This is a genomic window from Sorangium sp. So ce131, assembly GCF_051519095.1.
GTDB lineage: Bacteria > Myxococcota_A > Polyangia > Polyangiales > Polyangiaceae > Sorangium.
The window spans coordinates 708,378-731,550 of record NZ_CP150455.1 but is presented as its reverse complement, the minus strand read 5'-3'; the positions used below and the strand labels follow the sequence as shown (position 1 = coordinate 731,550).

The window sequence follows — 23,173 nt, the reverse complement described above, 5'->3', positions numbered from 1 at the left end:
GTCGGGGTATGGCCTCTGAGGATCGAGGGGTGACGTGACGCCGCGGCCGCTGTTCCCTCCGCGTTATGAGCCGATCGGGGCGCTCGGAAAGGGCGGCGGCGGCGAGGTGTGGGCGGTGCGCGACCGGATCACCGGCAAGACGGTCGCGCTGAAGACGCTCGGCGAGGACGCGGACGAGCCCGAGGTGCTCGCGCTCGTCCGCGAGGCGGCGGCGCTGTCGGGCGTCGAGGGGCTGGGCGTGCCGCGGGTGCTGCGCTTCGGCCGGCTGCCCGGGTCGGGGCGGCCGTTCCTGGTGCGCGAGCTCGTCGAGGGGATGAGCCTCGCGGATCTGCTCGCGCGCAGGGGCGACCTCACGAAGAACCTCGCGGCCATCGCCGACGCAGCCGATCAGCTCACGCGGCTGCACCGCGCGCTGGTCCTGCACGGGGACGTGAAGCCCGCGAACATCGTCGTCGGCGAGGGCGGGCGCGCGACGCTCGTCGATCTCGGCCTGTCGGCGCCGTTCCGGGACGACGGCTCGCGGCCCGTGGGGATCACGCCGCGCTACGCCGCGCCGGAGCTCTTCAAGGGCGATCCGCTCACCGTCCGCGCCGAGGTGTTCGCGCTCGGCGCGACGCTCGCCGAGGCGAGCCGCGACAGCGCGGGGGAGCTCGCGCCCGAGGCCGCCGCCGCGCTCCAGGCGGTCGTCGACCGGGCGATGGAGCGGGATCCGAACGCGCGTTATCCGAGCGCGGACGAGCTCGCGAACGCGCTCCGGCGCGCCGCGCGGCTCCCGTGCGCGCCGCCCGAGGAGGCCGCGCAGCCGGGCGACGCGGGCGGGAGGCCCGGCGCGGAGCCGGGCGCGGTGGTGTGGCCGATCGTCGGGCTCGACGCGGAGGCCGCGCGGCTGCACGCGCAGATCATGGCCCTCGGCGAGGGCGGCGCGCTCTCGATCACGGGGCCGCCCGGGTCGGGGCGGAGCGCGCTGCTCCGGCGCATCGCGTGGTCGCTGGAGGTCGCCGGGTACGCCGTCGCGTGGGTCGAGGCGGGCAGCGTGGCCGACCCGCGCGAGGCGCTCGCGATCGAGCTGTCGGGGCACGACCTCGGCCGCGTGACGGCGCTCGTCGACGACGCCGACCGGCTCGGCGCCGCGGAGCTCGAGCGGCTCGACGAGGTGCGCAAGGCCGGCGGCAAGCTGGTGCTGGTGCACGGGGCAGAGCCGGCGCGGGCCGGAGCGGGCGCGTTGGCCGGAGCGGGCGCGTCGGCCGGAGCGGGCGCGTCGGCCGGAGCGGGCGCGTCGGCCCAGCGCGCGCTCGAGATCTTCGCGATGGAGCCGCTCGACGAGCAGGTCGCCCGCGAGCTCGTGCAGCGCACCATCCCGTCGCTGAGCGACGCGGTGGCCGCGCACGTCGTGGCGCGCGCGGGGCGGTGGCCGGGGCGCATCCGGGAGATCGTGGCGCGCATCGCGCGGGCGCCCGTCGCCTCCACCGAGGACGTCGATCGGCTGCTCGACGGCCCGCCCGCCTCGGGGGGCGCGGCGCCCGGCGCCGCGGACGCCGGCGCGGAGGGGGCGGCGCTGCCGCCCGCGGAGATCCACCGGCTGCTCGATCGCGGCCACTTCGACGCGGCGGCGGAGGCGCTCGACCGGTACGAGGGCGACGGCGCGCCGGTCGTGGTGATCGCGCGCGCGCGGCTCGCGATGAACCGCGGCGACGCCGCGCGCGCGCTCGCCGAGCTCCGCCGCGTGCAGGACGAGGTCGAGGCCTCGGGCGACTCGGCGCTCTCGGCGTTCTGGTCGCTGCAGATGTCGCGGGCGCTGGTCCGCTCCGGCGACTACGGCGAGGCGGAGCGCCGCGCGAGCGAGGCGGCGGAGCGGGTGGGGCCGATCCGGCTCGAGGCGGAGCTCGCCCGGGGGCCGCACTCGGCGCACGGGCTCGGGGCCGAGTTCGGCGCGTCGCCCGAGGCGATCCTCGCCGAGGCCGTGGCGATGCGGGGGCTCGCGCAGAGCTTCGCCTCGCGGCACGAGGAGGCGAAGCGCACGCTGGAGCAGGCGGTCCGGCTCGCGCGGCTCACGGGCGAGCCGCGGATCCTGTCGGTCGCGCTCGTGTCGCTCGCGTTCGCGCTCCAGCGGGACGACCGGCTCGGCGAGGCGAAGGCGGCGTACGAGGAGGCGCTCACGGCGGCGGAGCAGGCCGGCGACGCGGGCACGCTCGCGACGACCCGGCTGAACCTCGCCGCGATCGCGAAGCTCCAGGGCGACCTCGGCGCGGCGATCCGCCACCTCGAGGCCGCGGTCGACATGGGCCGGCGCTCCGGCCGCGTCGCGACGATCCGGCAGGCGCTGCTCAACCTGTCGAACCTCGACCTCTACCTCGGGCGGCTCGCGCGGGCGCGGGTGTCGATCGACGCGCTCGCCGCCCAGCGCGCGGACCTCGCGCCGCAGCAGCAGGCGCAGCTGCTCGCGCTCGAGGCGGAGCACGCGGCGCGCTCCGGCGACCTCGAGCAGGCCGAGCGGCTCTGCCTCGAGTGCGCCGAGGCGTACGAGGCGATGGGCCGGCGGGTCGACGCGGTCGAGGCGCGGCTCGAGCGCGTGCTCTTCGCGGTGGCGCGCCCCGGCGCGGACGCGCGCGGGCTCGGCGACGAGATCGACGCGGCGGCGGCGCGGCTCGGCAGCACCGGGGCGCACCGGGCGCTGCTCGCGCTCGCGCGCGGGCGCGTGGCGGCGCTCGCGCGCGACGAGCGGCGGGCGCGGGCCGCGTACGACGAGGCGCTCGACGCGGCGCGCGCCGCGGGCCAGCGCGACTGGATCTGGCGCGCGCTGGAGGCGCGGGCCCAGCTCGAGGCGGAGCGGGGCCACCTCATCCGGGCGCGCCACGACCGCGAGGAGGCGCTGATCACCCTCGAGGAGATCGCCTCGAAGCTGCCGCGCGACCTGCGCGAGGTCTTCTGGAACGACGCGCGCCGCAAGGAGATCCGGGCGGCGGCGATGCTCGAGCTGATGAGCGGCCGCACCGTGCCGTTCACCCAGAGCGCGCCGGCCCCCGGCGAGGACCGGCTGGCGCGGGTCCTCGAGATCAACCGGGAGATCGCGGGCGAGCACGATCTCGCGCGCCTGCTCGCGAAGGTGACCGACCACGCGATCGCGCTGCTCAGCGCCGAGCGCGGGTTCATCATCCTGCAGCGGCCGCCGCGCGACGAGCCGCCCGCCGCCCCGGGCGAGACCGCCGTCGACCTCTCGATCCACGCGTCGCGCGACCAGGCCGGGGACGACCCGCACGCGCGCTTCTCGAGCTCGATCGCCGAGCGGGTGATCTCCACGGGCGAGCCGGTGGTGACCGCGAGCGCGCGGGACGACGCGCGGATGAGCGATTACGTCTCGGTCCACCAGCTGATGCTGCAGTCGGTGGCCTGCGTGCCGATCCGGCAGCGGAGCGGGCAGGTCATCGGCGCGCTGTACCTGGAGACCCGGCTGAGCGCGGCGGCGAAGTTCGAGGCCGAGCTGCCCACGCTGACGGCGCTGGCCGACCAGCTGGCGATCGCGATCGAGACCGCGCGCCTCGTGAGCGAGAACGAGCGTCGCGCGCGCGAGCTCGAGCGCACCAACGAGGAGCTGCGCGCCGCGCGGGCCAAGCTGGAGGAGCTGCTCGGCCACCGCACCGCGCAGCTCGCCGCGACGCGGCGGGACCTGCGCTCGGCGCGGGCGGTGATCCGCGGCCATTTCGGCTACGAGGGCCTGGTCGGGACGAGCGAGGCGATGCGGCGGGTGTACGCGCTGATCGACCGGGTGAAGGACACGGACATCCCGATCCTCATCACGGGCGAGAGCGGGACGGGCAAGGAGGTCGTTGCCCGGACGATCCACAACGCGAGCCCGCGGGCGAAGCGGCCGTTCGTGGGCATCAACTGCGGCGCGATCCCGGAGCACCTCCTGGAGAGCGAGCTGTTCGGGCACGTGCGCGGCGCGTTCACGGGCGCGGATCGGGACCGCAAGGGGCTCTTCCGGGAGGTGACGGGGGGCACCATCCTGCTCGATGAGATCGGCGAGATGCCGCAGAAGATGCAGGCGGGGCTGCTCCGGGTGCTGCAGGAGAAGGTCGTGCGCCCGGTCGGCGGCTCGCGGGAGGAGCCGGTCGACGCGCGCGTGATCGCGGCGACGCACCGGGATCTCGCCGACATGGTCTCCCGCGGCACGTTCCGCGAGGACCTCTACTACCGGCTGCACGTGGTCGAGGTGCGGATCCCGTCGCTGCGCCAGCGGATCGAGGACATCCCGCTGCTCATCGACTACTTCCTCGGGATCTTCGCCGCGCGTTACGGCCGCGATCGCCGCAGCGTCTCGCGCGCCGCGCTGAAGCGGCTCTCGGCGTACAGCTGGCCTGGAAATGTTCGACAACTCGAGAACGTCCTGCTGAACGCGTGGGTGCTCTCGGATCGCCCCGAGCTGGAGAGCGACGACTTCGAGCTGCCCGACGCGGCGCCGCGCTCGCTGCGGGGCGGCGAGGTCGCGCCCCTGTCGCGCGCGCCCGCGTCGGGCAGCGGCGGCGGGGCTCCCGCGAGCAGCAGCCGGGCGCCGACGCCGAGCGAGCCTCAGCGCATCGAGACGTCGCTCGACGCGCACAAGGCGAGCGAGCGGGAGCGGATCCTGGTCGCGCTGTCGAGCTGTAACTGGAACCGGGTGAAGGCCGCGCAGGTCGTGGGGCTGCCGCGCCGGACGTTCTACCGGCGGCTGAAGGAGTACGGGATCCAGTGATCCGCGGCTACTTGGCCCGGCCTGGACGAGCCAGGGCGCCTTGACCCCGGCCCGCCTCCGCGCGACCCTCTCTGGCGAAGGGCCCTTCCCGGGCCCTGCTCCTCACGGCTCGTTCCCGGCAGGGCCCGTGCGAGGGGCGAAGAGGGCGAGGCCCTTCGGGCGGTTCGTCACGATCCTCCAGAGCGACCGCCCGTCGTGCCGGGACGACGCGGCGCGGTCGCAGGGAGCGGTCGAATGCCGAATCGACGAGCGAACAAGAAGCTGCGCGCGCGGGTCCTCTCGCGCATGAACGAGACCGGGGAGAGCTACCAGAAGGCGCTCGCCCACCTCCTCGCCGCGGGCGACGGTCCGGCGACCCCGACCCCAACCCCGGCGGGCCGGGGCGCCGGGGCTCGACCCCGACGGCGGTCCGTGCGCCAGGCCGCGCCGGCCTCGCCCCTTCTCCTGTACCAGCACGCCGTGGCGCTCGTGTGCGTCGCGGAGCAAGTCCGCCGGCTGGACGGTGAAGCGTCGAGCGCGACGGTCCGCGCCGAGGCGCTGGCGACGTTCGCCGTCTACTGGCGCGCGAGCGGACGACCCCTGGGCACGTCCTTCTGGCTGGGGGGCGACGCGACGCGCGCGCTGCAGGCCGGCGCCGATCTCGTGGAGCGAGCCCGCTCGGCGGCGCGGCTGGGGTGGCTCGGGCATCCGTCGAGGGCGCTGGCAGGCGCGGCGTCGCCGGGACGGAGCAAGCGATGAAGGACAGTCGCGGCCGCCCTGACGGCGGCCCTGGGCCGCCCTGTCCACGCAAGAGGGCGTGACGCGCGGCCGCGCTCGTTGCGGTCTTGCCGGGCTGCGCGCCTCCAGGCACGCTTCCGCCGCGTGGAAGGGCGCGCCCTGCCGGTCACGCCACCCCGCCACGCGTGAAGGATCCCGTGAGCGACCGATCGAACCTCGCCGCCTCCATCGACGGCGCGCCCCTCCCCGACGACGAAGCGCGCGATCTCTGGACGCGGTTCAGCCGGTACATGGATGAGCACCGCGGCGACATGGCGGGCTTCGCGCGCGAGAACGGCTACGTGAGCGTGACGCCGACCTTCGACCGCGGGCGAGCGCTGCTCGTGGTCCGGACGACGGAAGCGCCGCCGGAGAAGCCCGCGCCGCGCGCGGGTGGCGACAAGCCGGCCCCACGCGCCGGCGGCGGCAAACCCGCGCCGCGCACCGGCGGCGGCGGCAAGCCCTCGCCGCGCACCGGCGGCGGCAAGCCCGCGCCCCGCGCCGGCGGCGGCAACAAGCCCGCGCAGCGCGCCGGCGGCGGCGGCAAGCCTGCGCCCCGCGCCGGCGGCGGCGGCAAACCCGCGCCGCGCACCGACGGCGGCGGCAAGCCCTCGCGCGGCAGAGGGTGACGCCGCTCGCCCTCGTCAGGAGCGCCTGAACCCGCGCGGCGATCTCGGATCCCGCGTGGAGCACTCGTCTCGGCGCGCCGCGATCTGCCCGCCGAGGACCGCCTCCGCCAGCTCGCGCACCTCGGCGCTCGTCGCGCGATCCGCGCGCGCGAGCGCTTGCTCCGCCGCCCCGCGGGCCTCGGCCGCGCGGCCCGCGAGCGCGTGGGTCCGGGCGATCTCGGCGAGGACCGCGGAGAGCTCCGATGCGTTGCCGGAGACCTCCAGCAGGCGCTTCGCGTCCAGGTAGAGCTCGAGCGCGGCGCCGAGATCCCCCTGGATGCGCGCCAGATCGCCGCGCACCTTGAGCACGCCGGCCTGCCCCCCGCCGTCCTCGAGCGCGTTGAAGAGCGTGAGCGCCTGGTCGTAGTCCGCGAGCGCTTCCTCCAGATCGGCCGCGTCGGCGGCGGCGACGCCCACGAGCTCCGCCACCAGCTCGAACTGCTTGCGCCGGAGATCACCCCGCGCCTTGAGCACGGCCGCCTGGCCGCGGCGCTCGAAGCCGGCCCGGAACAGCGCGAGCGCCCGGTCGTAGTCGCGCACCGCGTCCACGAGATCCTCCTGGCGCGCGCGCAGGTCGCCGCGCGCCTTGAGCACGGCGGCTTGCCCGAGCAGGTCGCGCATCCCGGTGAACAGCTCGAGCGCCTGATCGTAGTCGCGCTCGGCCCCCGTGAGGTCCTCCTGCCGGGAGCGCAGATCGCCGCGCGCCTTGAGCACGCTGGCCTGCCCGAGGTGGTCGTCGGTCGCCTGGTAGAGCGTGAGCGCCCAGTCGTAATCGCGCGCGGCGCCCGACACGTTGTCCTGGCCGAGGCGCATGTCGCCGCGCGCCTTGAGCACGCTGGCCTGGCCCGCCCGATCACCCGCGCCCTGGAACAGCGCGAGCGCGCTGCTGTAGTCGCGCGCGGCGCCCGGCAGGTTGCGCAGCCGGACCCGGAGATCGCCGCGCGCCTTGAGCGCCCGCCCGTGCGCGGCGCCGTAGACGCGCGCCCGCGGCGGCTCCGACGCCCTCGCGCTCCCGCCCTCCTTGTCGCTCTCGCCAGGGGCCGCGGTCTTTCGCGGCGCGGCGCGGGCCTTCAGCGGCTCGCGATCGCCGAGCAGCTGGAAGAGCTGGATGGCCTGATCGTAGTCGCAGACCGCGCCGCCGAGATCCCCCTCCTCCGCGCGCGCGAAGCCCCGCGCCCGCAGCGCCTCCCCCTCCCCCGCGCGGTCGCCGGCGGTCTGGAAGAGGGCGAACGCCTCGTCGTAGTCGCGCACCGCCTGGACCGCGGCGCCCTCCCGCAGGCGCAGCGCGCCGCGGTCCATGAGCACCTGCGCCTGGCCGATCACGTCGCCCGAGGCCCGGTACACGGCGAGCGCCTCGTCGTAGTCGCGCCCCGCGCTCGCGTAGTCGTTCCGTCGGAGCAGCAGGTGGCCCCGCTCCCTCAGCGCCTGGCCGCGCGCCTCGGGCGGGACGCCCTCGAGGGTCGGCGGAACGGCGCTCGAGCGAGACGACCGCACCCCGGCGCCGTCGCCGAGCGCCTCGCCCAGCGAGCTGCTCCTCGGCGCGCTGCTCGGCGCGCCGTGGGGCGAGCTCCTCGGCGCGCCGTGGGGCGAGCTCCTCGGCGCGCCCTGCGGTGAGCTCTTCGGAGCGCTGGGCGGCGCGTAGCACTCCGCCACGCCCTCGAAAGAACGCTGGGTAGGAGGCTCTCCATCCACCCCCTTCGACTCGAACTGGGCGTCTGCGCGAGGACGCATGGCGGAGCTACCATCATACCGTGGCGGCGCGCTCCTCGTAGCAACATTGCGCCCGTGCCCGCGAAGTCGCCGCGTGTGTTTCGGCCGTTTTGCCCGTTTTGGCTATTTCGGCCGTCTCGGCCGGGCCGGCCACGCCGCGCGCCGTCCCGGCCACGAGCGCGCGCCCCGCGCGTGCGCCCGCGCTGCCGCGGTTCGCGCCCTCACGCGATCCGCCGCGGGCGCCGGCGCGCTGGGGGCTCGCCCCGGGCGGCGCCGGGGCTCGCAGCGCGCTGCCTGCCCGCCTGCCCGCCTGCCCGCGCGCGGCCTTCGGGCTGCCCGCGCGCGGCCTTCGGGTCAGTACCCCTTGCGGGAGACGAGCGTCGCGTCGCGCTCCACCTCGTACATGGAGTGCGTCACGATCGCCGCGGCGGTGCGCTCTCGCACGTGGACCACGCGCAGCTCGGCGTAGGTCTCGTCGGGCAGCAGCTCCTCGTCGAAGCCGTACTTCAGGTTGTCGACCTGCGCCGGCCGCTCGTCCTGCACCCGCGGCCTGACCGTCGCCATCTGGCCGGCCCCCCCGAGCTGCTGCACCCAGCGATCCCCGCGCCGGACCGCGAAGAAGCGCTGCCCCGGCCTCACGCCGTCCTTCTCGCCCTTGTTGAGGAACACCACCTGGAACTGGCCGAACAGCTGGTAGGGGTAGACGGACGCGATGATGCGCGCCTCGAGGTCCTGGTCGGTGCTCGTCGGCGGCACCACGTCGAAGCGGCGGAGCACCGGGCCGACCCGGTCCCCGCGCTCGACCACGTCGATGGACTCGACGATCTGCGCCCGCACCATGTGCGTCTTCGGGTTGTAGCGGTCCACGCGCGCCGTGCCGCGCACGGTCACGAGCTCGCCGCTCACGCCCCCGCTCCGCACCTTCTTGATCTCGCGGAAGATCGTGAGCTCCTGGCCGATCGCGACCTCGTGATCGTCCTCGAGCTTCAGGTAGACGTCGTCGCCCTCCCCGAGGAGCATGTGATCCTCCGGGCTCGCGACGAGCTCTCCCCACGTGTCCTTGTCCACGTCGTCGACCCAGCCGAGGCCGCGCAGGAAGATCGTCTTCGGCGGCACCCGCGCGCCGCCCGCGCCCGCCTTGCTCGCGCCGAACCCGAGGCTGCCGCGCGTCGTCGGCTCGTTCGGGTCGCGCAGCCGGATCGTGTCGCCCGGGTAGATCCAGTGCGGGTTCTGGAGCTGCGGGTTCAGCGCCCAGACCTGCGGCCACGCGTACGGGTTCGTGTAGTACCTGCCCGAGATGTCCCAGAGCGTGTCGCCGCGCCGCACCGAGTGCGTCTCGGGCACGAACTGCCCCTCGACCACGTAGCTCCCGCTCTCGCTGCCCCGCACCGACGCCGGGCCTTCGCCCCGGCGGTTCAGATCGAAGCCGTCCCCCGAGCGGGCCACGTCCGTCGTGCCCCGCGCGCTCGAGGGGAGGTGCGCGTTCGGATCGAACCCCGGCTGCGGGTACCCCGGCACCACGACCTGCGTCTCGACCGTCGGCGCGGGCTGCGGGACCTGCACCACGGTGACGCCCGGGCCCGGGGCGGCGCCCGCCTCGCCTCCCTCGTCCTGGGCCAGCGCCGGGGGCGGCGCCGCGGCGAACAGAATGACGAGGGGGAGCAGCGTTGCCTTCGCGTGGATCTTCATCGCTTGCGCCTCGAGACGGTGGAGGGGGGCGGGCCGGGGGACAGGTCGCCCGGATCCTCATCGATCGCGACGCCGCCCGTGGTCCCGCGGAGCACCGGCGGCCGCGCGCCGTCGCCCTCGGGGGCGAGCCGCACCACCTCGAGGTCGGGCCGGTCCGGCTCCTCCGAGGGCGCGGCGGCGGGCTCGGTCGCCAGCGGGCGAGCCGCGCCGCGGGCGTGGCCGCGCGCGCGTTCCAGCGCGCCGAGCCGGTCCGCGAGCACCGCGTTGTCGGCGCGCACCCGCACGAGCTCCGCGCGCAGCTCGGACAGCTGCCGCTCGACCCCGTCACGGCCCCCGCCGCACCCGGCGGCGAGCGCGGCGAACGACAACCCCATCGAGCAGATGCCCGGGCGAATCCTCATGCGGCGCCCAGCCTACCCGCCGCCGCGCCGGGCGGCCAAACGCGCGGCGATCCGGGCGAGGCGGAGCGCCGGCCCCCGGCGCGGCGGCGGGTAGGCTGAGCGCGAGCCCCCGGCGCGGACGCCGGCTCCCCGGCGCGACGTCGGCCGTGACGGGTCGCGCGCAGTTCTGCTAGCGTCCCGCCCGACATCGGACCGCGAGGGCTCCACGTGCGAAGACTCCTTTTGATTTCCCTGATCGCGACGGCGCTCACCGGCGCCGGGTGCGGCGACGACGGCGAGGAGCCCGAGGCGACCGCGTGCTTCGACTACAGCCGCTTCGACGGCGCGAGCCCCGAGGTGAGCTTCCGGGCCGACGTCCTCCCCGTGTTCCAGCGCGCCTGCGCGTTCAGCGCGACCTGCCACGGCGCCGAGGCGGGCTCGGCCGGCTTCGCGTACCTCGGCCCGGGGGTGGGGACCGAGGCCACGGACGAGCAGATCGCCGCGATCGGCAGCCAGAACGTCGGCGTCGCGTCCAGGGCCCCGTCGGGGATGCCGCGCATCGCGGCGGGCGATCCGGCGAACAGCTTCCTCATGCACAAGGTCGACCGCACCCTGACCTGCCCCGACCTCGAGTGCGCGCCCGACCGCTGCGAGGCGCCGATGCCGTTCGGCGGCGACATCCTGCCCGCAGCGGAGCGGGACACGATCCGCCGCTGGATCGCGCAGGGGGCCGAGCTCAATTGATCGGCCGGCTCACCGGCCGGGTCGTCGAGGAGGGCGACGAGGGCACGGTCGTGCTCGACGTCGTCGGGGTCGGGTACGAGGTGACCGTCCCGCTCGGCACCCTGGGCCGCGCGCGGGGCATCGCCGCCGACGCGGAGGGGATCACGCTGTTCGTCCACACGCACGTGCGCGAGGACGCGCTCCTCCTCTACGGCTTCGCGACGCGCGAGGACCGGGCGGCCTTCCGCGTGCTCATCGGCATCTCCAACATCGGCCCGAAGATCGCGGTGGCCATCCTCAGCGCGCTGGCCGCCGGGGAGCTCGCCGCGGTGATCGCGCGCCGGGAGACCACGCGCCTCACCGCCATCCCCGGCGTGGGCAAGAAGACGGCCGAGCGGCTCGTCCTCGAGCTGAAGGACAAGCTCGTCGCCCTCCCCTCGGCCCCGCTCTCCCCCGCCGCCCCGCCGCCCGCGCCCACCGGCTCGAAGCAAGACCTCCTGCACAGCGCGCTCACCCGCATGGGCTACCGGCCCGCGGAGGCCGAGCGCGCCGTCGCCGCCCTCGGGGCGCGCGTCGAGACCGCCCCGCTGGGCGAGCTCGTGCGGGACGCGCTCGCGCTGCTGTCGAGGTGAGCCGCCCGCGGCGCCCGCCGCTCCGGCGAGCAGCCCGCAATCGGACGGTGACGACGGTGACGACGGTGACGACGGTGACGACGGTGACGACGGTGACGACGGTGACGACGGTGACGGACGGCGGCGCACGGCAGCAGACGCGGCGGACGTGGCGGGATGCCGCGGCGTGCGGCGACATGCCGCGACGTGCCGCGACGTGCCGCGACGTGCCGCGACGTCGAACGGTCGACAGACAGTCGACAGAAGGCGGCCCCGGCGAATATGCTCCCGCCGCCGTTTGCCCTGAGACCCCCGTTCGGTCTCTCGTTGTGAGGAGGCCTGGTGATCACCTGCCCGAAGTGCTCCAAGGACAATCAGGACCATTACAAGTTCTGCCTCGGCTGCGGCGCCGAGCTGCCTCGCGACGTTTCGCCGAAGAAGTTCGCGGCGGGCACGCCGCCGCACGGGGTGCCGGCGGCCGTGCGGTCGAACATGAGCTTCGGCGACGAGCCGACCGCCATCGGCACCGGCGCCGCGAAGGGGCCTCCCGTGGCGACGCCGCCGCCTCCGGCGCTCGTCGATCCGGCGGCGTTCTCGGTGCCGGTCCGCGGGGAAGACACGGGCACGAGCAAGAAGGCCGCGGCCGCCGCGGCGGGAGCGGCCGCGGCGCCGACGGGGCCGACGACGGCGGCGGCGGCCGGCGCGGGGACGGTCGTCTGCCCGCAGTGCCAGGAGCCCAACCCGCCGACGAACAAGTTCTGCGCGCTCTGCGGCTTCAAGCTCGTCAAGCCGGCGAACCTGCCCTCGCAGGCGCCCGCGCCGATCGCGCCCGCCCCGGCGGGCAACGTGAGCGTCTTGCTGACGGCGCTGCGGGCCGACGGCTCCGAGGCCGGCTCGTACACGCTGCCGGGGAGCCCCACGACGATCGGCCGCGAGGCCGGGTCGATCTTCGCGGGCGACAGCTACCTCTCCCCGCGCCACGCGACGTTCTCGATCAAGGGCGGGAAGGTCTTCGTCAAGGACGAGAGCTCGCTGAACGGCGTCTACCGGAGGCTGCGCCGGGACGCGCCGGTGCCGCTCGACAGCGGCGACATCTTCCGCATCGGCCAGGAGCTCATCCGGGTCGAGGCGCTCACCCCCGCGCCCGCGACGCCGGACGGCGTGGAGCGGCTCGGCAGCCCATCGAAGGGCTACGTCGCGCGGCTCGCGCTGATCATCGGCAGGGACGCGACGGGCAACGCGTTCCCGGTCCCCGACACCGGCCTGCACCTCGGGCGCGAGCGCGGCGACATCCTCTTCCCCGAGGACGGCTACGTCTCCGGGCTCCACTGCCAGATCGCGTACCAGGGCGGCCGGCTGCTGCTCACCGATCTCGGCAGCTCGAACGGCACCTTCCTCCGCGTCCTCGGCGAGACCGAGATCGGGAGCGGCGACATCCTTCTCATGGGGCAACAGCTGTTCCGCATCACCGTGTGAGGGAGCGCGACCGATCGCGGCGGGACGAGACCGTCCCGCTCGCACATTTCGACACCCCGGCGTACGCTGGGGATCCCTGAGGCACTCGCCATGGAAAGTGTCCGCACCATCCGCGTGGTCGCCGCCGTGATCGAACAGGACGGCCGCTACCTCATCACGCAGCGCCGCCCGAACGCCGTGCTGCCGATGCTCTGGGAGTTCCCGGGCGGGCGCGTCGAGGAGTCCGAGACCGACGCCGCCGCGCTCAGGCGCGAGGTCCGGCACCGGCTCGGCGTCGAGATCGAGGTGGGCCAGCTGATCTCGTTCGTGAGCCACCCGTACGAGCGGTACACGGTCGACCTGTACCTCTACGAGTGTCACATCAAGAGCGGCGAGCTCGCCTCGCTGGCCGTGAACGCGTTCCGCTGGGTCACGAGCGCCGAGTTCGATCGGTACCCGTTCACGCCCGCGGACGAAGCCACGATGAACAAGCTCCTCGGCATGGTCTGACGCGGGGCTTGAGCCCCACGCGTCGAACCGATTTTGGGCGGAGGGCGCCGCCAGGCGAACCGGAGCCCCTAACGTTGAACCAAGCGATCACATCCGCGGCGTTCGGCGGAGCAGCACGAGGAACAGCGGGCCGCCGAGGACGGCGGTCACCGCGCCGACGGGCGGCTCCGTGCCGAGCCAGCGGAAGAGGAGCCGCGCCAGGAGGTCGCAGGTGGTGAGCAGCACCGCGCCGGCGACGAGCGACAGCGGCAGGAGCCGCCGGTGGTCCGCGCCCCAGATCCGGCGGACCGCGTGCGGGACGATGAGGCCGACGAAGCCGATGAGCCCGGTGCGGCTGACGATCGCGCCGACGACGCACGAGGACGCGAAGAAGATGCGGCGCTCGACGGCGCGCACGTCGACGCCGAGCGTCTCGGCCGACTCGTCGCCGAGCGCGAGCAGGTTCAGGCGCGCGGCGTCGGCGAGCAGCACCGCGCAGCCCGCGGCCACGTAGGCGGCGACGCCGAGCAGCGCCGAGGTCGTGGGCAGCTCGACGAACCCGATGAGCCACCGGAGCAGCTGCTGCGAGCGCGACGGGGAGACGACCGTCTTCAGGAAGGTGATCAGGCCGGAGGCGATGGAGTTCACGATGACGCCGGCGAGCAGCATCGAGGCGCCCGAGGTGCCCTCGGCCGCGCCGCGCGCGATGGCATAGACGAGCACCGTCGCGACCAGGCCGCCGGCGAGCGCCGCGGCCGGCAGGAGCGTGGCGCCGAGCACGGTCGCCGAGCCGACGCCGAGCGCGATCGCGACGGCGGCGCCGAGCGCGGAGCCGCCGGAGACGCCGAGCACGTACGGCTCGGCGAGCGGGTTCTGGAGCAGCGCCTGGAAGGCGGCGCCGACCACGGCGAGGCCGGCGCCGGAGACGGCCGCGAGCAGCACGCGCGGCAGCCGCACGTCGAGCAGGAGGGTCCGGTCGAGGCCCGGGCCCGCGATCGCGCGCTCGACCGAGACGGGCTCGGCGCCGAGCAGGACGGCGAGGAGGAGCGCGAGCCCGAGCGCCGCGGGCGCCGCGGCGAGCGCGAGCGGGCGCGCGCGTTCGGCGGGGAGCGCGGGGCCGGGCGCGGGGGCCGTCAATCCAGATCACCCGCGCGCGCCGCGGGCGGCGCGGAGGCGGCCGGCGCGGTGTTGCGCTCGTAGAGCAGGCGCAGGCCGGTGAGGGTGAGGTCGTCGTCGACCGCCTCGATCGTCTCGGTCTGCGGGGCGATGAGCCGCGCGAGGCCGCCCGTCGCGACGACCCGGCACGGGTAGCCGAGCTCGCGGCGGAGCCGCCCCACGAGGCCGTCGACGAGCCCGGCGTAGCCGTACACGATGCCCGACTGCATCGAGTGGACGGGGTTGCGCCCGACGACCCGGGGCGGGAGCGCGATCTCCACGCGGGAGAGGCGCGCGGCGCGGGAGAAGAGCGCCTCGGCGCTGATCTGGATGCCGGGCGCGATCACGCCGCCGAGGTACTCGCCCCTCGGGGTCACGCAGTCGAACGTGGTGGCGGTGCCGAAGTCGACGACGATGACGCCGGGGGCGGCCTCGCCGCCGGCCTCGGGCGCGACGGAGCGCTCGGGCGCGACGGCGCGCTCGGGCGCCTCGGCCCTGCCGCCGCCGTGGGGCCGCGCGGGCTCCGCCTTCCGCTTCACCCACTCGTGCGCGGCGACCGCGTTGACGATCCGGTCGGCGCCGACCTCGCGCGGGTTCTCGTAGAGGATCGCCATGCCGGTCTTGATGCCCGGCCCCACGACGAGCGGCTCGATCCCGAACGCCCGCTCGACGAGCCCCACCATCGTGTCGGTCAGCGGCGGCACGACGCTCGCGATGATCGCGCTGTCGATGCGGGCGAGGGGGACGCCGCGCAGGTCGAGCATCTGCCGCACGAGCACGGCGTACTCGTCCGCGGTGCGCGCCCGGGCGCTCTCGCAGCGGAGGTGGTGCCGCAGCGCCTCGCCCTCCAGCACCCCGAAGCTGATGTTGGTGTTCCCGACGTCGATGGCGAGCAGCATGCCCGCGGGAATCTATCCTCTGCGGCGCGCCGGTCGCCACGCGGAAAATGCCCGCGGCGCCGGGCGCGCGGGCGCGGGCCGGCGCCGCCCGTCAGCGCTTGCGCGCGAGCGTCACGCCGTCGCGCACCGCGAGCATGACGTGCTCGACCCGCGGGTCGCGGTGGACGAGGTCGTTGAAGGCGGCGATGGCGCGGCCCTCCTCGGTCTCCGGGGCGAGGACCTCGCCGCCCCAGAGGGTGTTGTCGGCGACGAGCAGCCCGCCCGGGCGCAGGCGCGGGAGCGCCTCCTCGTAGTAGGCCGCGTACCGCTGCTTGTCGGCGTCGATGAACACGAGGTCGAACGGCGGGCTCGCCGGCAGCGCGCGGATCGTGTCGAGCGCGTCGCCGAGCGCGATCCGGATCTTCTTGCCGTGCTCGCTGCGATCGAAGAACGACCGGGCGACGCGGGTCACGTCGGGGTCGCGATCACACGTGATGAGCTCGCCGTCCGGCGGGAGCGCCGCGGCCATGCTGAGGGCCGAGTAGCCGGTGAACGTGCCGATCTCGAGCACGCGGCGCGCCTGCATGAGCGCGACCAGCGTCCTGAGCAGGGCGCCCTCGACGCGCCCCACCTGCATGCTCGCGCTGGGGTGGTTCGTATAGGTGTGCTCGCGCAGCTCTTCGAGGAGCGCGGGCGGAGGGGCGGTGTGGTCGTGGACGTAGCGCTCCAGGTCTGGATTGACGATGGTGGCCATGCGTGGTTCCTCGGCGGGTCGCGTCGCTGGCCGCACGGTAGCACGCAGCTTCCGTGCCTCGCCTTGAGCTCCCGCCGGCCTTCGCGCTAGCGTCCTGTATGGCCTCTTCTTCCTGGAAGAACCTCGCCGCGGCGGCGCTCCTCGTCGCGGCGTGCAGCTCCGAGGGACCCGGCCCCGGGACCGGCGGCGCAGGCGGCCCCGGGATCGGCGGCGCGGACGGCTCCGGGACCGGCGCGGGCGGCTCCGGGACCGGCGGCGCCGGGGGCTCCGGGACCGGCGTCGCGGGCGGCGCGGCGAGCGCCTCGGCCTCGGGCGGCGGCTCAGGCGGAGAGGCCCCTCACGTTTGCCCTTCGTTCGGCGATCCGTGCTCCACCTGCCTCTCCCTGCGCTGCCAGGAGAGCTTCTGCGCCTGCCAGCAGAACCCCGAGTGCGCCGCGTTGTCCAACTGCTCGCTCGGGTGCGAGGAGGACGACGCGGCCTGCGCGCAAGGGTGCCTTACCGCACACGCGCCGGGCGTCTCCGACAGCTTCCTCGAAGGGGGCTGCGCGGCCGAGCGCTGCAAGGTCCAGTGCCCGTCCCGCGCGGCGCTGTCGCCCTGCGATTCCTGCCTGTTCGCGCGCTGCGCCGGCGAGATGAACACGTGCTTCGCCGACGTGGCATGCCACGGGCTGCGCGCGTGTGTCGGGGCATGCAACCCCAGCGACGCGGTGTGCCTGGATCGGTGCGCGGCCAACTACCGCGGCGGCGAGCAGGCCGACCAGGCGGTCGCCGCGTGTGGAAGCGCGCGGTGCGGCGCGGAGTGTGAGGCCCCGTGACGTGACCTGCCCCGGCGCTCGCGCGTGTCGCACCGGCTCCCGACGCTCGCGCGCGTCGCGCCGGCTCCCGACGCCCGCGCGTCGATCCCCGCACGCCCCGTACGCGAGCGCCGGATTAACGCAACGCGTCACCCCAGCGGCTTGCCGCCGGTCACGCCGAGCACCTCGCCGTTGATGTAGCTCGCCTCGTTGGAGGCGAGGAACACGAACGCCGGCGCGAGCTCGGCCGGCTGGGCGGGGCGCTGCATCGGGGAGTCCTTGCCGAAGGTGGACACCTTCTCTTCGTCGAACGATTGCTGGATGAGCGGCGTCCACACGGGCCCGGGGGCCACGGTGTTGACCCGGATGCCGCGCTTGATCAGGTCCTGCGCCAGGCCCTTGCTGAAGGTGACGATGGCGCCCTTGGTCGACGCGTAATCGAGGATGTTCGGGCTCGGCTGGTAAGCCTGGATCGAAGCGACGTTGATGATGGAGCTGCCCTCGCGCATGTGCGGCAACGCGTGCCGGACGAGGTGGAACATGGCGAGGATGTTGACGCGGAAGGTGCGCTCGACGCGGGCGGCGTCGATCTCCTCGAAGCGCTCGACGGACTTGCCCTGCTCGGCGGCGTTGTTCACGAGGATGTCGATCCTCCCGAACTTCCGCGCTGCCTCCTCGACGACCTTGCGACAATGGCTCTCGTCGGCGAGGTCGCCGGGGAGCGTGATCACCTCGCGCCCGGCCTCCTTGACGGCCCGCGCCGTCTCCTCGGCGTCCTTGTGCTCGCTCAGGTAGGAGATCGCGACGTGGGCGCCCTCCCGCGCGAACGCGAGCGCGACGGCGCGGCCAATGCCGCTGTCCCCGCCGGTGATCAGCGCGACGCGGTCCTTCAGCCGACCGAGGCCTTTGTACGACGACGCGCCGTAATCGGGCCGGGGCCGCATCTCGGCCTCGATGCCGGGCCGATCCTGGCTCTGGCCCGGGAAGGGCGGCTTCTTGCCTGCGTCCTTGGGATCCTGGGTCGCTCCCGTGTTCTGCATGCCTCCTCCTTGTCCTCTGCTGTCGTGCTGTCGCGGGAGGCCGATGCGCTCCCGGCGGTACTTGGCAATAACGGCGGCATGGCAGACCGACCATCGGTGCGCGCCTGGACTCGGATCGGAGCTCCCCTGAGGCAGAGCGGGGTATCCCGGCGCTGCGCGCAGCGGCGCAGCGCGGCGCGGCTGCGCCGTTGCGCGGGCGATCCGGCCGCGGGTCAGCCAAGTCAAGGCTTGACAGCGGACAGATGCTCCGGTGTCGTCCCCCTGCGTTGTCCGCGGCATGTCGCCGTCGAAGGCGCGGAGGAGCATCGATCGCCATGAAACACATCGACGAGAAACGTCTGGAATCGGAGCTCGAGTATCGTTTCGCCTACCTCGTCGAGTTCGTCGGCTTCGGGGAGGAGGATATCGCCGCGATCCACGGGGCCGCGCTGCACCTCGCCCCGCGGGTCGAGGCGCTCGTGGACGCGGTGTACGAGAAGCTGTTCCTCTACGACGCGACGAAGCGGCACTTCGTGCCGAAGCAGCACGGCTACGAGGGCAACGTCCCGCGGGATCTCTCGTCGCTCACGCTGGATCACGAGCAGATCAGGTTCCGCAAGGCGCACCTGAGAGACTATCTCGTCCGGCTCGTGACCCACGCTTATGACGCGAAGATGGTCTCCTACCTCGACATGGTGGGTCGGATCCACACCGCCAAGGCTGGTAATCCCGAGGTCGTCGTGCCTCTCGTCCAGATCAACGCGCTCATGGGGTTCGTGTCGGACGCCCTCCTGCAGACGATCCTGAGCCTCGGCCTCGATCGGGACACCGAGGTGCGCACGCTGCGCGCCTTCAACAAGCTGCTCTGGCTCCAGAACGACCTGCTCGCGAGGCATTATCTGCCGGCGGCGTGAGGCTCGCCGGAAAGACGGCAGCGCACGCCGCGACCACGCTCCCCGGGGGGCCGGCCAGCTGGCCAGGCCCCGCACACCCGGGGAGGCGCGGCGCGACGTGCGCTACACGCACGGCCAGCCCGCTATCGGACGATCGCGCGGGGCGCGCTCACGCGCACACCGACGCGCAATCGTGATCGTCCTCGCAGGACTGGACGCAGTCGCCGTCTTCGTCGCACGCCGAGATGCAGTCGTCGCGCTCGGTCGTACAGGCCGTCACGCAGTCGTCGCCGCCCTCGCCGCTGTCGTCGTCGTCCGCGTCGACGAAACAGCCCGCCGCGAGGGGGATCGTGGAGACCAGAAGCATAGCCAGCATCTTGCGCATCATGGGTTGTCCTCCTTCTTGATGTACTGTCCACATGCGATGCAGGGGACATCGATGCACCTAAGCAGGAGACGTACCAATCACCGCCTCGCGCGACTCTGCAGCTGCCGCGCGAGGCGCGGAGCGCCCGCATTCCGGGCCGGCAAGCTCAGCGATCTCCGGCCGCCCGCCCGCCTGTAACCGAGCAGACGGACACTTCGCTCCTGGGTGGAGGGCAAACTTGCCACAGGAGGGACAGGCCATGGCTGGGCCTGGTCCCCCGGCAGCCCGGGTTTCTCGTGGTTCTCGGCGGGCGGCGATCTCTTCAGGACCGGCGCACCAAATCGCCACAACCCCCTCCGGCGGCGGGCGCCTTACATGCGCCCGCCGCGCCGGGGTGGTCAGCCCTCGGCCCCGGCGTCCCGCGGCTCGGGCGGCGGGTGATCGATGGCGTAGCGCCGCAGGTCGAGCGTGTACGGCGCGTCGGCGTGGGGGAGCGCCGGCTTCGCCGAGACGGGCCACTGCATCGGGCCCTCGATCGTGAACCGCTGCGCGCGCCGCGCCGCCGCCTCGAAGCGCGTGAGCGGCGGCGCGTCGAAGGCGCGGCCCTCGGGGTGCCACACGTGGTAGGCGCACGCGCCGATCGAGCGTTTGCCCCACGTGTCCAGGACGTCGAGGTGGATCGGGTGGTGGATGCCGATGTGCGCGTGCAGGCTGTGCGGCGGCGCCCACGCGCGGAAGCGGACCCCGCCCACGAACTCGGACGCCGTGCCCGTCGGCCGGAGCGGCAGCACGTGGCCGTTCACGAGGACGAGGTGGCGCTCCGGGACGAGCCCGCGCGCGCGCACCTCGATGCGCTCCATCGAGGAGTCCACGTAACGCGACGTGCCCGTGGTGGTGAGCTCCTCGCCGAGCACGTGCCACGGCTCGATCGCGTTGCGCACCTCGAGCGTCACGTCGCCGGCGTGCAGCGTGCCGACCACCGGACAGCGCAGCTCGATGAACGGGCGGTACGCGTCCGCGGGCAGGGCGAGCCCGCGCTGCTTGAGGTAATCGAGCACGTCCTCGAAGTCGCGCCACAGGTAGTACGGCAGGAGGAAACGGTCGTGCAGCACCTGCCCCCAGCGCACGAGCCGGCCCGAGTAAGGCTGCTCGGCGAACGCGGAGAGCAGCGTGCGCACGAGGAGCATCTGCGCGACCGCCATCCGGAAGTGCGGCGGCATCTCGAAGGCGCGCAGCTCGACGAGGCCCTGGCGGCCCTGCGCGGTCTGCGGGTCGAACAGCTTGTCGATGCTCACCTCGGCGCGGTGCGTGTTGCCCGTGACGTCCACGAGCAGGTGGCGGAACAGGAGGTCCGCGAGCCACGCAGGCTCGTTCTCGCGCCGCTCGAACGCGCGCGAGAGCGCGATCTCCAGCTCGTAGAGGTTCTCGTGGCGCGCCTCGTCCACGCGCGGCGCCTGCGACGTCGGGCCGACGAAGAGGCCGGCGAACATGTACGAGAGCGAGGGGTGGTGCTGGTTGAAGGTGAGCAGGCTCGCCAGGAGATCCGGCCGGCGCAGGAAGGGGCTCGCGAGCGGCGTGGGGCCGCCGAACGTGAGGTGGTGGCCGCCCCCGCTGCCCGCCATGCGGCCGTCGATCAGGTACTTCTCGCAGTGCAGGCCGCTGTGGAGCGACGCGTCGAAGACCGTCTCGAGCAGCGACGCGTACGCGCGCACGCCGTCGGTCGGGGGCAGGTTCACCTCGAGCACGCCGGGGTCCGGCGTCACCGAGAAGCGGAACAGGTCCGCGCCGGCCGGCGGCGGGTAGCCCTCGAGCAGCACGTCGATCCCGGTGTCGAGGCGGGTCGCGTCGATCGCGGCGATGAGCTCGAAGAAGTCGGCCGGCGCGAGCAGCGGCGGGAGGAAGACGTGGACGATGCCGTCGCGCGCCTCGACGCAGAGCGCCGTGCGCACGCCATAGCCCGACCGGCCCGCGGCCGGCGCGGCCCGCTGGGCCTGCGCGGCGCGGCCGCCGGCGGCGCCCTGCCGCTGCGCGTCCTTGGCGCCCGCCGCGGCGCCTCCGTCACCGCCATCGCCGTCACCGCCGGCCGCCTCGATCCGGCGCTGCTTCTCGTCCTCCTCGGGATCGAGATCGCCGCGCCGTGGATCCGGCGGGGTCACGAGCTCCTCCAGGGGCGGCGGCGCGGCCGCGGCGATGAGCGAGCGGAGCGGCAGGCGCAGGCCGAGCGCGCTGTCGCCGGGGAGCAGGAAGAGGTGCCCGCGGCGGAAGGCCCAGCGCTCGCTGACCCACGCGCCCCACTGCCGCGTGAGGGGCAGGACGTAGCCGACGTCGCTGCCGAGGCCGCGGTCGAGGACCTTGGCGAGCCGCCGCCGCTCCTCCGGGTCGTCGAGCTTCGCCTCGAGCGGGTCGACGTCGACGGGCAGGCTGGCCTCGTCCTGGAGGTGGCGCCAGGGGTCCTCGTGGGCGGGCAGCAGGAAGTCGCTGAGCCCGAGCCGGGCCGCGAGCGCGCCGGCGAACCGCTGCGCCTGCGCGTGGCCGCGCGCGCGCGAGGCGCTGCTCCGCGAGGTCGCCGGGTCCGCGTGGCGCACGTCGGACATCTCCGTCCAGAGGGGGACGCCGTCGCGCCGGCCGATGATCTCGAGCGCCCAGCGGGGCAGGCTCTCGCCGGGGTAGTGCTTGCCGGCGCGGAGCAGCAGGACGCCGCCGGGGGTGATCCGGCGCCGGAGCTCGTGCGCGAGCCGCAGCCCCTGCGCCCACTTCGTCGGGCCGAGCGCGCCCTCGCGCCACTCCGGCGCGTCCGGGTACTCGCGCGAGTTGAACGTCGGCTCGCCGCCCATGGTGAGGGTGAGGCCCGCGGCCGCGAGCCGCTGATCGGCGCGGTCGGCGACGGCGAGCAGCTCCTGCCACACCGGCTCCTCGTAGGGCGTCGTGGGCCGCGGCTCGTGGCCGAGGCGCCCGACCTTCATGTCGAAGGACACCTCGCTCGCGCGCACGTCGCTCGTGCCCTCGACGGGCGCGGCGAGCGCGGGCGACGCGGTGCAGGCGAGCGGGATGTGGCCCTCGCCGCAGAGCAGGCCGCTCGTCGCGTCGAGGCCGATCCAGCCGGCCCCCGGCAGGTAGACCTCGGCCCACGCATGCAGGTCGACGACGTCGCGGCTCACGCCGCGCGGCTGGTCGGGGATCATCCCCTCGTCGGTGAGCTGCACGAGGTAGCCGCTGACGAAGCGCGCGGCGAGCCCGCGCGACCGGAGCGCCGCGATCAGCAGCACCGCCGAGTCGCGGCAGCTGCCGCGCCCCTGCGCGAGCGTCTCCTCCGGCGTCCAGATGCCGGCCTCCTCGCGGATCACGTACTTGATGCGTCGGTTGACCGCGGCGTTGAGCGCGACGATGAGCGACACGGTGTCGCCGTCCTTGGGCAGCCCCGCCAGGAACTCGTCGAGCAGCGGCCCCCGGGAGAGCGTCGGGTCGGCGCTGTCGAGGAAGGGGATCAGGTCCTGCTTGAGCTCGGCCGGGTACTCGAACGGGACCTTCTCCGCGCGTTCGTCCAGGTAGAAATCGAACGGGTTCACGGGGCGCACGTCGACCGCGAGCTCGACGAGGATGTCGAAGTGCGGGACGTGCTCGCCCGGCTGCAGGAGCACGCGCGCGACGTGGTTTCCGTAGGGATCCTGCTGCCAGCGCACGGCGAGCGGCGGGTCGATCTTCAGGCTGTACGACTCGATCTTCGCCTTGGCGTGCGTCGCGGGCCGCAGCCTGATGAGGTGCGGGCCCAGCGAAGCAGGACGGGGGTAGCTGTAGTGGGTCCAGTGCTGAATGAGCAGGCGCACGGTATTTCTCTCCGGGGGGTGCCCTATCCAACCAGAACTGGCCCGGCGCGTCTCGCCCTCTACGACGCAGCGCGCGATCGTCCGGCGGCGGCGGTGCGGCCGAGGGAGGCGGCGGAACCGACGTGTGCCAGCGCCTCCCTGCACATCCGTCCCGCGGCGGAGCCGCAGGGAGGGCCTCGCCGAGGCGGCGGGCGGCGGCCGTCGGCCGTCTCCGCAGGCGTGGCCGACGGCCCCGCAGGAGGTCCGCCGGCCCTCTCGGCGGACGCGGCGCCGGGCGCG

General features: G+C 74.6%; 18 protein-coding genes. 9 read left to right on the top strand and 9 right to left on the bottom strand.

The genetic code is table 11. From position 1 onward, the window contains the following. Positions 1-34: 34 nt before the first annotated feature. From WMF43_RS02695 to WMF43_RS02685, 3 genes are all read left to right on the top strand, one after another. Positions 35-4,729: a sigma 54-interacting transcriptional regulator gene (locus WMF43_RS02695; protein WP_437677319.1), complete on the top strand. Its 4,695-nt coding sequence runs from the start codon at positions 35-37 to the stop codon at positions 4,727-4,729. 234 nt (positions 4,730-4,963) lie between these two features. Next, on the top strand, positions 4,964-5,467 hold the full coding sequence (locus WMF43_RS02690) for a hypothetical protein (protein ID WP_437677318.1): 504 nt from the start codon (positions 4,964-4,966) through the stop codon (positions 5,465-5,467). Between the two features lie 176 nt (positions 5,468-5,643). Next, complete coding sequence (locus tag WMF43_RS02685) at positions 5,644-6,114, top strand: hypothetical protein (RefSeq protein ID WP_437677316.1); 471 nt, start codon at positions 5,644-5,646, stop codon at positions 6,112-6,114. Between the two features lie 15 nt (positions 6,115-6,129). Here WMF43_RS02685 and WMF43_RS02680 read toward each other — a convergent pair whose 3' ends face one another. From WMF43_RS02680 to WMF43_RS02670, 3 genes are all read right to left on the bottom strand, one after another. Then, positions 6,130-7,884 (bottom strand): tetratricopeptide repeat protein, encoded by a 1,755-nt coding sequence (locus tag WMF43_RS02680; protein ID WP_437677315.1) that lies wholly within the window; start codon positions 7,882-7,884, stop codon positions 6,130-6,132. A gap of 333 nt (positions 7,885-8,217) precedes the next feature. Beyond that, a complete protein-coding gene (locus tag WMF43_RS02675) occupies positions 8,218-9,552 on the bottom strand; it encodes a LysM peptidoglycan-binding domain-containing protein (RefSeq protein ID WP_437677313.1) in 1,335 nt (444 codons plus the stop codon). Next, positions 9,549-9,953 (bottom strand): hypothetical protein, encoded by a 405-nt coding sequence (locus WMF43_RS02670; protein WP_437677311.1) that lies wholly within the window; start codon positions 9,951-9,953, stop codon positions 9,549-9,551. Before WMF43_RS02670 ends, WMF43_RS02675 begins: the two co-directional genes overlap by 4 nt. Before the next feature lie 222 nt (positions 9,954-10,175). Here WMF43_RS02670 and WMF43_RS02665 point away from each other — a divergent pair, with 222 nt between their 5' ends. The 4 genes from WMF43_RS02665 to WMF43_RS02650 all read left to right on the top strand — a co-directional run bounded on the left by WMF43_RS02665 (position 10,176) and on the right by WMF43_RS02650 (position 13,231). Beyond that, positions 10,176-10,676: a hypothetical protein gene (locus tag WMF43_RS02665; RefSeq protein WP_437677309.1), complete on the top strand. Its 501-nt coding sequence runs from the start codon at positions 10,176-10,178 to the stop codon at positions 10,674-10,676. Beyond that, complete coding sequence (gene ruvA / locus WMF43_RS02660; RefSeq protein WP_437677308.1) at positions 10,673-11,287, top strand: Holliday junction branch migration protein RuvA; 615 nt, start codon at positions 10,673-10,675, stop codon at positions 11,285-11,287. Before WMF43_RS02665 ends, ruvA begins: the two co-directional genes overlap by 4 nt. A 321-nt stretch (positions 11,288-11,608) precedes the next feature. Beyond that, positions 11,609-12,742 (top strand): FHA domain-containing protein, encoded by a 1,134-nt coding sequence (locus WMF43_RS02655; protein WP_437677306.1) that lies wholly within the window; start codon positions 11,609-11,611, stop codon positions 12,740-12,742. Between the two features lie 90 nt (positions 12,743-12,832). After that, positions 12,833-13,231: a (deoxy)nucleoside triphosphate pyrophosphohydrolase gene (locus WMF43_RS02650; RefSeq protein WP_437677304.1), complete on the top strand. Its 399-nt coding sequence runs from the start codon at positions 12,833-12,835 to the stop codon at positions 13,229-13,231. An 87-nt stretch (positions 13,232-13,318) separates the two neighbouring features. On the opposite strand, the gene WMF43_RS02645 is transcribed toward WMF43_RS02650, so the two are convergent. From WMF43_RS02645 to WMF43_RS02635, 3 genes are all read right to left on the bottom strand, one after another. Further along, on the bottom strand, positions 13,319-14,347 hold the full coding sequence (locus WMF43_RS02645; protein WP_437677302.1) for a FecCD family ABC transporter permease: 1,029 nt from the start codon (positions 14,345-14,347) through the stop codon (positions 13,319-13,321). Further along, positions 14,344-15,264, bottom strand: coding sequence for a type III pantothenate kinase (locus WMF43_RS02640; protein WP_437677300.1), 921 nt, complete (start codon positions 15,262-15,264; stop codon positions 14,344-14,346). The genes WMF43_RS02645 and WMF43_RS02640 overlap by 4 nt, the downstream gene beginning before the upstream one ends. Positions 15,265-15,355: 91 nt before the next feature. Beyond that, positions 15,356-15,997 (bottom strand): O-methyltransferase, encoded by a 642-nt coding sequence (locus WMF43_RS02635; protein ID WP_437677298.1) that lies wholly within the window; start codon positions 15,995-15,997, stop codon positions 15,356-15,358. 98 nt (positions 15,998-16,095) lie between these two features. Here WMF43_RS02635 and WMF43_RS02630 point away from each other — a divergent pair, with 98 nt between their 5' ends. Continuing rightward, on the top strand, positions 16,096-16,812 hold the full coding sequence (locus WMF43_RS02630) for a hypothetical protein (protein ID WP_437677296.1): 717 nt from the start codon (positions 16,096-16,098) through the stop codon (positions 16,810-16,812). A gap of 128 nt (positions 16,813-16,940) precedes the next feature. On the opposite strand, the gene WMF43_RS02625 is transcribed toward WMF43_RS02630, so the two are convergent. Further along, positions 16,941-17,831, bottom strand: a complete 891-nt coding sequence (locus WMF43_RS02625) for an SDR family oxidoreductase (protein WP_437677294.1) — start codon at positions 17,829-17,831, stop codon at positions 16,941-16,943. Between the two features lie 314 nt (positions 17,832-18,145). Here WMF43_RS02625 and WMF43_RS02620 point away from each other — a divergent pair, with 314 nt between their 5' ends. After that, complete coding sequence (locus tag WMF43_RS02620; protein WP_437677293.1) at positions 18,146-18,724, top strand: protoglobin family protein; 579 nt, start codon at positions 18,146-18,148, stop codon at positions 18,722-18,724. A 148-nt stretch (positions 18,725-18,872) separates the two neighbouring features. Here the strand turns inward: WMF43_RS02620 and WMF43_RS02615 are convergent, their stop codons facing one another. Continuing rightward, complete coding sequence (locus WMF43_RS02615) at positions 18,873-19,079, bottom strand: hypothetical protein (RefSeq protein WP_437677291.1); 207 nt, start codon at positions 19,077-19,079, stop codon at positions 18,873-18,875. Positions 19,080-19,468: 389 nt separating this feature from the next. Continuing rightward, the gene (locus WMF43_RS02610) at positions 19,469-22,894 is read right to left on the bottom strand and encodes a DUF2126 domain-containing protein (protein WP_437677289.1); all 3,426 of its coding nucleotides are present in this window, start codon (positions 22,892-22,894) and stop codon (positions 19,469-19,471) included. Positions 22,895-23,173: the final 279 nt, after the last annotated feature.